Consider the following 9107-nt stretch of genomic DNA (forward strand, 5'->3'; position numbering starts at 1 on the left):
AAAGGAGAAAATCACATGGCTAAAATTGGATTAAACTACGGAGAAAAACTACAAATTGCTGACAAGACTTATCGTGTCATTACAGACGGACTAGATGTCCCTGCAGTCCTTGGAAAACTAACTTTCCGAGGTATTGAAGGCCCTGATATCATCTTTGAAGTGGATCGCTCACAACGTAATCCTGATGGATCATTTGTCCAAGTTAATACTGGAGAGATCCGTGGAATTGTCGTAGGGATTCATTCTTCTGTCCAGCACGAAACACTCTTTTTCACTATTGCAGATATGTCTGAGTCTGAAATTGAGGACTTGGGCATTAAATACCGAGAAGAGGTTGAACTAGAAGATATTGTTATCACCCATACCCACGTCAATCGTAATGATATCTATAAGCTCTTTGCTTCTAAAGTTAAGAAAAAAACTGGAGGCGCACCGTCTAAAGAAAACAAACCGGTAGAAAATAAGAAAGAAAACTAGGAGGTGATGCAAGATGAAACTCTTTACCTATCGGGGAAAAAGAGTTCGAGTTTTTCATCGTAAGCTAAAGGGAATCACATGGTTTATCTGGTGGTTTCCTTTTTTGTCTGCTATTAGTTTCTACAGCTACTTACATTTAGAAGAATTAAAAGTCTATCCCTTACCCCAAGGCTATTTTCTAGGAGCTGGGCTACTCTTTTCTTTACTCCTTGCTTGGTTTATCAATCGGGTTTGCTACAGGAAGATTCTCTTCTTTCAAAAGCTCAATAGTCTTAGAATTCTTTCACGCTTTTTGCTAGAGAATAACCTCTATCTCGTTAAAAAGGTTAAACGTGAAAACAAGATCGTTGAAAAAATAACCTTGCCTCAAGTGTATATCAAACAGTCTCGCTACAAGATTGAAGTGAGTTTCATTCTAGAAGGCAATAAATTTCAAGATCGCTTCCTCAACCTTGGGGCTACGCTTGAAGTCATGTTTAACGGGGACTTTCGCAATAAAACCTTTGATAACCGCTTTATCAAATATGAAATTGCTATTAATCGGATTGATAGCCGTATTTCAATTGATCAAGTTGAAGTGAAAGGATCAAAGATCCGTCTTATGAAAGATGTCTACTGGGACTATGTCAAAGATTCCCACTTACTAGTTGGTGGAGGTACTGGTGGAGGAAAAACTGTTACTCTCATGTCCATTATCTATGCCCTATTAAAAGTTGGCTATATAGATATTTGTGATCCTAAAAACTCAGACTTAGCTTCTTTAAAAAAACTTCCAGTCTTTCACGGTCGAGTGTATTCTAGTAAAGAGGATATCATTAATTGCTTTAGAGAGAATGTCGAGTTTATGAAGAAGCGCTATGAAGTCTTAACGTCATTTCCAGACTATAGACCAGGTACCTTTTATACCCAGTACAATCTAAAGCCTAAATTTATTCTAGTAGATGAATGGGCGGCTCTTATGGCCAAGATTGATCGAGACTATAGCCAACAATCGGAGCTCATGGAATACCTAACTCAAATCGTTCTGGAGGGCCGTCAAGCTGGAGTATATGTGATCTTTGCCATGCAAAGGCCTGATGGAGAATATATCAAAACTTCTCTTCGGGATAACTTTATGATGCGTCTTTCTGTCGGTCATTTAGAATCAACAGGATATGACATGATGTTTGGAGATGCTAATAAAACCAAAGAATTTAAAAAGCTAGACGAGATTAACGGGGTGAAAGTAGTCGGTCGTGGTTATATTGCTTCAAATGGTAATCTAGCTGGAGAATTTTATTCACCTTATATTCCACTTGATCAAGGATTTTCATTCTATGATGAATACGCTAAAATTCCCATTATGGAATTTGAAGGTCAAGAGTTCTCAGTATTTGAAGAATACAAATCACCAGTTGAAACAATTGACCCTATAGAGGAAAAGGAGGTTATAGAAAACGAACCAAACAAGCGACCACTCAAGGAATTTGCGGATGAGTACGATTTAAAAATGCAAACTCTTCGAAAAATTATCCCTTATATGGAAGAGCACGGAATTTCATTTGAACGTACTGACTCCGCTATTCTTATTGAACCTTTCCAAGAAAAGTTACTTCTTGAAACAATCACTCGATTTGAGGAAGATGGACGCAAGTCTTATCCAAAAGCTATTGAAGCGATTGTCAGTCATCATGGGCTAGGACAAGGGCAAGGGCAAGCCTGACCGCAGGTCAGGCGAAGACCGAAGCCCGCCGTTCCTGGCTCATGATGACAACGAACCCCCGTTTTCTAATAGGGGGGTTACATTTGGCAAAAACGCCAAGTCCACCCCTCCTCATTCCTTATGGGAGTTGGGTTTTCAATTTTTATGAAGTGTGTCACTTTCGTCAAAAAAGTGTGTCACTTTGTTAGAAAGAGGTGTTGCGATGAATGGACAAAATTAGTCCTTTTCATATTAAGAATTTCAGAAAACAAACAGGACTTAGTCAAAAAGCATTTGCACAAGCTGTTGATCTTCCTACAAGAACCTATCGCTCTTATGAAACAGGTGAAAGAGGACTAACGATTGAGAAGTTTAGAGAACTAAAAGAAAAACTCGGTTACTATCAAGAGTACGATAAAAACAGTCTTCGGGCTCAGATCGACTATCTACGATTGACCTTTCCTAGATTAAAGGATTTAGATGCTTTCTGCGAAAACTTCCTTCACTGTCACCTAAGCGAATTTACAGACCAAGAAACCCGTCTCATGAACTATACCCACTTATGGCAACGAGGGAATATCTGGATTTTTGATTTCTTTGATAAGTCTGTGACCAATGACTACCAAACTTGTCTTCAACTATCTGGCCAAGGATGCCGTGAGATAGAACTACTTCTTGAAGACAAGGGGATCACTTGGCAGATCTTTCTTCAAAACATTCTTTATTCCTATGAAGACGTTCGGGTGAAGCGACTCGATATCGCTCTAGACGAACTATATAAGGGTTATGGTCACGAGGACGAACAAATTCAGATTCCCAAATTGATTGATAAACTCTATTCCAAAGAGATTGTTCTAGATACGATCAAGAAATGGAATATCACGGGTGGTGGATCTTTCACAGATAATGAAGACATGGAAGCGAATCACGGCTTGTCCATTTATTTTGGGAGCCGTCAAAGTCAACTCTACTTCAACTTTTATGAAAAGCGCTATGAAATTGCTCGAATGGAAAACATCTCCTTGGACGAATCCTTGGAGATTTTTGGTATCTGGAATCGCTATGAATTGCGATTTTCAGATCAGAAAGCTCAAGGCATTGTGGAGGAATATATCAACGGTGTAGATCTCGGAGAAATCGCACGAGGCATCATAAACAAAGAAATCCAAGTCTATGATGGAGTTACTCGCTTTGGAGCCTATAAACCTGATGAGAAATGGCAAAAACTCTTTGGAGGAGTCGAACCCTTAAAGCTCTCAACCAACCCACAGCCTTACAGTATTGAGAGAACGATTCGCTGGCTAACCTATCAAGTTGCGAACTCCCTTGCACTAGTCACTGAAGCAGACAAGATCCTCCAAACAGAATACATGAAAATGATTCAGAATAGCGGAGAGATCACTGATCGAGGAAAAGCCATGTTAAGACTTCTCAAAGCCAATAAACACTATGAACACTAGAAAGGAAAAACTATATGGAATACAAAGTTCAAATCAATTCACTAGAAAACTTTAAAGCTTGGTCTGGTGGACTAACGACCTTAAACACCGTCCGTGAACGTGGTGGAGTGGATACCCTAACCGTCATTTGTGAAGATATCTTCTCTGGTGATACACCAACTGAAGGACAAATCAATGACTGGCTCTGGTTTGATTCAGATTTTATCTACCAAGCTCTAGGCTACGATGATCTACTTGAGGCTTCTTGAGATGCTGAAGAAGATTTATCAAGCAGACTTTCTGCTTCTTCCAGAACAAGAATTCTGGCATATGTACGTCCTCTTACGAAAAGGAAAGGACTTCTACTATGAATGCGCTGGAAGATCTACCGAAAAACCACCAGATGCGAAAGGTTTCTATGACTATGAACATGCCTGTTTCACGCTAGATGGTCAAGTGTTGAGCGTAAATAAAAAAATGCGCCCCTCACTCATTACTTATATCCAAAAGACCATCAAAGACAATCAAGAAAAATTTAGAAAGGAAATTGAAATGGCTACTAAAACTATTTTTGAAAAGAAAGTCTCTCAAGTCACGAATGAACTGGGAGAATTACTTAAAAAGAAAGATCACAGAGAGGCTTGGACCAAGGCTGGAGAATTAAATAGTCTCCTTAAAAAAGAAGAAGCCAAGGATCTAAAACCTGACTTGATCGAACAACTCCAAACTGAGTTGCGAGGTTACTACTACATTAATGGCGAGATCGAAAAAGCCAATAAGCGCCTCTATGCAAAAGGCTCAAAGCTCATTGAGCTTGCTGGTCTCTAAAGGAGGATCTATGGATAAAGTCAAACGCTACTTGCTTCAAGCAAAAGAATATCTATCACATTTTAAGAAGATAGACAAAAAAGGAGGTACACCAAAACTAAAAGTCACCAATAAAAAGACCGTCAATATTGCAGTCATAGGAGGAATTTCTTTCCTCCTATTTGTTGGTTTCTTGGGATCTATCCGTGCTATCACACTCTCAAATAAGGTAGGTACACTACAAGCACAAGTAGAGGCCACTCAAAAGCAACAGACACAGCCTACGGAGTCGAGTAGAAAATATGACTATAAACTCCAGTATTACTTGAATGACTATGTCTATGCTTATTTCACACTTTCTAATGAAGGTGAAAAACAAAAGGCGCAAGTAGAATACTTAAATAAATTTTACAACTACATCCCTGATGTAAAATCTCAAGGGCAAGTTCGAAATCCCAGCACACTTCTCTATTCTCAGTTAGTGACTGTAGAAGGAAAAGTTGCGACCTATAAGATTAAATACAAGGAAAGCATCCATCGGGATAATAACACAGAAGAAAAAGAAATTGTGACAGGTTTCAATATTCCATTTGATGAAAAAGATGGGAAATACTATATCTCCGGCCTTCCTTGGTTCTCTGCTATTGAATCTTCACAAGCTGGCCACTTTAGCGAAGATGATAAGCTCCAACTAACTGCCAATGATCATTTTTCAGATAGCGAGCGTAAGAAGGTAGAAAAATTCCTCAAGATCTTCTTTACAAACTACACCACAAACCAAGATAATCTTAATCTGATCGCTAAAAATGTGGATATCATCGCAAATAGCACTTTCAAAACGATCGACTACACTTATCTCAAACAGGACGGTGATGATTTAATCGCTTATGTCCAAGCTACCTTTGAAGTTGGAGGTACCACTCACTCGGAAAACTTCACCTTTACTCTCTCAGAAAAAGAAAAGACCTACTATGTCTCAAAACTAGAACACACCATTCCACTGAATTATGCAAATGATAAAGAATAGGAGAACTCTATGAATACAAACAATCTACGAACCTTCCTTCAGGGTGATGGAATTTGGATCCTGACAGCTATTGCCGTGCTCTTAGCGATCAAGGCTTGGCGGAACAGCTCTTGGCTTCAACTCTTCTCTGTCGTTGGTTTCTATGCCGTTATTGTTTCAATTGCCAAAGGACAAGATATCCTAAAAGCAGTCGGCTGGTTCCTTCGACTCTTTGGTATTGAATCAGGACTTTAAGTATGAATGAAGAAAGACTTTATGATTACAGTAAGGGCCTAAATGCTCCTTATTGGATCCAAGAAATCAAGACAAAAAAGGGCACTCGACTATGGTACTTTGCGACACCGATGCAGTTGTCCTTTTTCATTGTCTTTATCATCGTCTTTGTGGCCATGTTACTCTTTGGAGGATTTATCTTTGTGCCACTCGCAAAAATCACTCACTCAATTTCTCTCTTACTCTATTGGTATCTCCCTTACAAATTGGCTAAATTCTATACTGAATACGAGCCTCACGGTAAAAAGATGCACGTCTTTATTGGAGATTACCTGATTTACTTCTGGGATTTTAAGCTAAACAAAAAAGCTATCTACCATGAAGATCGAATAGAACCTGTAGAAGAAATTGTCTTTGAAAAAACAAATCTATAGAAAAGGAGGACCTATGAGTATTACTTTAACCTATCCTATTAGGGAAACACATGAAAATCTAGCTCTCAAAAAAGATCAAACAGTCATTGCTTATTATCGTATTCCAAACACTCCCATCACGATTACAGATGATGAAAAAAAGGGCAAACATAAAATCGCTGTTGCTCAAATGATGAAGAAGCTCCAGAAAAACAAGTTCTTTGAAATATCTCTGATCCCTAAAGACTATCTCTTAGAAGAGAAAATGCGGGACTTTTCAGACGCTCTAGCAGATGACAGTCGTGAACTAGGAGAAGAACTACTTCTTTACACGGTAGATCGCCTAACAGATGAAATGGAGATCCCTTATCAGTTTGACTGGGTCGTGGGAGTGACCTTACGCAAACAAAATCATGGAGCTACCGTCAAAGACTTGGCTTATGAGAGCTTTAATGAGTTCACCGAAAAAATAGCTAAGGGCCTTGGCTATGAATATGAATTAAGTCCCACATGGTATGAAGACTATAAAAGTGATGAATTCACTATTTTTCAAGCCTTCTCTGTCCTTCGGGCAAAACGGTTATCTAATGAAGAACTCTTTTATTACCAGCGGATGCAATATCTCCGCTATATTCCTCATTACAAGAAGGAGGTGCTCGCCAATCGTGCTCAATTCAATATCACAGATACTTTGATCAAAGTCTTAAAAGGTGGCTTTCTCAAGCTAGAAAGCCCTTATGGATCTTCTTTTGTGACGATTCTTCCGGTTGGTAAATTTCCTGTTCAATTCAATGGTTTTCACCTGGGAGAATTTATCCAACGCTTAAACTTTCCCGTTGAGCTACGAATCAAGGCAGAATTCATTGATACTAGTAAGATAAAAGGTCGAATGGGACGATCGAATACACGTTACAGAAACATCATGGAAGAGGCAGAAAATACTGATACTGTCCAACAAGACGAGATCATCATGGGCTCTATCTCCCTAAAGGACTTAATGAAGAAAGTCGGAAACAAGGAAGATATCATCGAATATGGAGCCTATCTGATCGTCTCTGCTTCAAGTGTGAACCAACTCCGTCAAAGACGACAAGTGGTTTTGAACTACTTTGATGATATGGGAGTTGAAATTAGTGAAGCCTCTCAAGACGGACCTTATCTCTTTCAAGCGTTGCTCTATGGAGAAAACCTCCAAAAGAAAACTCGCACCTGGACACATATGGTCACAGCCCGTGGATTTTCAGAACTCATGCCCTTCACCAATACCTCTTCTGGAAACCGTATCGGTTGGTATATTGGCCGAGTAGATAACTGGACAGGCCGTTGGGACAATATCGCTAAAGCTATTGATTCCTCAAAGAACATTGTCCTCTACAATGCGACAGTGGGAAATAAAGAAGATATAGCTGGAAAGATTACCAAGAACCCGCATATCATCATCACTGGGGCAACAGGTCAAGGAAAATCTTTCCTTGCTCAGATCATCTTTTTAAGTGTGGCCTTACAAAATGTTAAAACCCTTTATATTGACCCTAAACGTGAACTTAGGAATCACTACCAAGAAGTAATCAACTCACCTGAATTTGCACGTCTCTATCCTGAACGCAAGAAACAGATTGAGAACTTTAACTTTGTAACACTGGATAGCTCACTACCATCAAACCACGGAGTCTTAGATCCTATTGTCGTTCTAGATAAAGAACAAGCTGTAGAGGTCGCAAAAAACATGCTTGAGTTTCTACTACAAGCCGTAGATGATGTCACGATGGATCAAAAAACAGCTATCACAGAAGCTATTAATACGATTGTGGAGAAACGAGTCGCTGGTGAGAAGGTCGGATTTAAACACGTCCTAAAAGTTCTGAGAGACTCTACTTCCTCTGAAATTGCTTCGGTTGGTCGTTATCTGACCTCAATTGTCACAAACTCTATCTTGGAACTAGCCTTTTCAGATGGAACCACTCAAGGACTTAACTATGAATCACGGGTGACCATCCTAGAGGTCAATAACCTCAAACTACCAAAGGACGATTCCACAAAAATTTCAGATCATGAACGCAACTCTATTGCCCTCATGTTTGCACTGGGTGCCTTCTGTACCCACTTTGGAGAACGAAATGAAAATGAAGATACCATTGAGTTCTTTGACGAAGCTTGGATTCTTATGAAGTCCGCAGAAGGAAAAGCCGTTATCAAAAATATGCGTCGAATTGGACGCTCCAAAAACAATACCTTGGCACTGATTACTCAATCTGTACATGATGCAGAAAATGACGATGATACTACTGGATTCGGAACCATCTTTGCTTTTTATGAAAAGTCAGAAAGAGAAGATATCCTAAAACATGTCAATCTAGAAGTCACTGAAAGTAATCTCGAATGGATTGACAATATGATCTCTGGTCAATGCCTGTACTATGACGTGTATGGCAATCTCAATATGATTTCTGTACACAACATCTTTGAAGATATTGATATGCTTCTAAAACCTATGAAAGCTACGGTATCATCAAGCCTTGAAAATAAATACGCTAGTTAGGAGGTGAATCCATGCAAGAAGCTTTTGACAAACTAAGAGGAGTCGATATCTTCTCTCTCAAGTCCTATATGGAGCCAACTGGGTTCGCTTCCTTTAACGGTGCTTGGGTACTGATTAATGAGCTTTTCGTCAACTTCTTCTTTTTCATTCTAAACGCAGTGGTAGGCTTCTTTTCTTTGCTGATACGGATTCTCGAAAAGATTGATCTCTACTCTAACTACAAGAACTATGTGTTTAATGGAGCAATGAATATTTGGAAAGGATTCATCGGTTCAAGCTCTGGTGGAGTCGCAAAACAATCACTCGTTTCAATGTTGCTTCTGATTCTAGCGTTTTATCTCTTTTATCAGTTTTTCTTTTCGAAAGGAGCTTTTTCAAGAACACTCCTTCATGTCTTTCTGGTACTCATCCTTGGCTTTGGTTATTTTGGAACAATTGCTGGAACATCAGGTGGTCTGTATCTACTAGATACCATTAACCATGTTTCCCAAGATGTTACTAAAAATATCAC

9 protein-coding genes and 1 pseudogene are annotated in these 9107 nt (G+C 39.3%); all 10 read left to right on the top strand.

The window, feature by feature from the left end:
- Positions 1 to 15 precede the first annotated feature (15 nt).
- Entirely contained in the window at positions 16 to 477 is a 462-nt protein-coding gene (locus ACESR9_RS10040; protein WP_373106423.1) for a conjugal transfer protein, read from the top strand.
- Between the two features lie 13 nt (positions 478 to 490).
- On the top strand, positions 491 to 2179 hold the full coding sequence (locus ACESR9_RS10045; RefSeq protein ID WP_373106424.1) for an FtsK/SpoIIIE domain-containing protein: 1689 nt from the start codon (positions 491 to 493) through the stop codon (positions 2177 to 2179).
- 206 nt (positions 2180 to 2385) lie between these two features.
- Positions 2386 to 3618, top strand: a complete 1233-nt coding sequence (locus tag ACESR9_RS10050) for a replication initiation factor domain-containing protein (RefSeq protein WP_373106425.1) — start codon at positions 2386 to 2388, stop codon at positions 3616 to 3618.
- A gap of 14 nt (positions 3619 to 3632) precedes the next feature.
- Positions 3633 to 3866, top strand: coding sequence for a hypothetical protein (locus ACESR9_RS10055; protein ID WP_000456042.1), 234 nt, complete (start codon positions 3633 to 3635; stop codon positions 3864 to 3866).
- Between the two features lies 1 nt (position 3867).
- Positions 3868 to 4425: a conjugal transfer protein gene (locus tag ACESR9_RS10060; protein ID WP_215194945.1), complete on the top strand. Its 558-nt coding sequence runs from the start codon at positions 3868 to 3870 to the stop codon at positions 4423 to 4425.
- 10 nt (positions 4426 to 4435) lie between these two features.
- Positions 4436 to 5431 carry a conjugal transfer protein gene (locus ACESR9_RS10065; protein WP_373106427.1) on the top strand — a complete coding sequence of 332 codons (996 nt, stop codon included), beginning with the start codon at positions 4436 to 4438 and terminating at the stop codon, positions 5429 to 5431.
- A 9-nt stretch (positions 5432 to 5440) separates the two neighbouring features.
- Positions 5441 to 5665, top strand: a complete 225-nt coding sequence (locus tag ACESR9_RS10070) for a TcpD family membrane protein (RefSeq protein WP_001095596.1) — start codon at positions 5441 to 5443, stop codon at positions 5663 to 5665.
- 2 nt (positions 5666 to 5667) lie between these two features.
- The gene (locus tag ACESR9_RS10075; protein WP_006149323.1) at positions 5668 to 6078 is read left to right on the top strand and encodes a conjugal transfer protein; all 411 of its coding nucleotides are present in this window, start codon (positions 5668 to 5670) and stop codon (positions 6076 to 6078) included.
- 13 nt (positions 6079 to 6091) lie between these two features.
- Positions 6092 to 8596 (top strand): ATP-binding protein, encoded by a 2505-nt coding sequence (locus tag ACESR9_RS10080; RefSeq protein ID WP_373106428.1) that lies wholly within the window; start codon positions 6092 to 6094, stop codon positions 8594 to 8596.
- Positions 8597 to 8607: 11 nt separating this feature from the next.
- Positions 8608 to 9107: pseudogene (locus tag ACESR9_RS10085) on the top strand (conjugal transfer protein); the annotation flags it as partial.

It is taken from the genome of Streptococcus parasanguinis (genome assembly GCF_964238605.1).
Taxonomy (GTDB): domain Bacteria; phylum Bacillota; class Bacilli; order Lactobacillales; family Streptococcaceae; genus Streptococcus; species Streptococcus parasanguinis_AJ.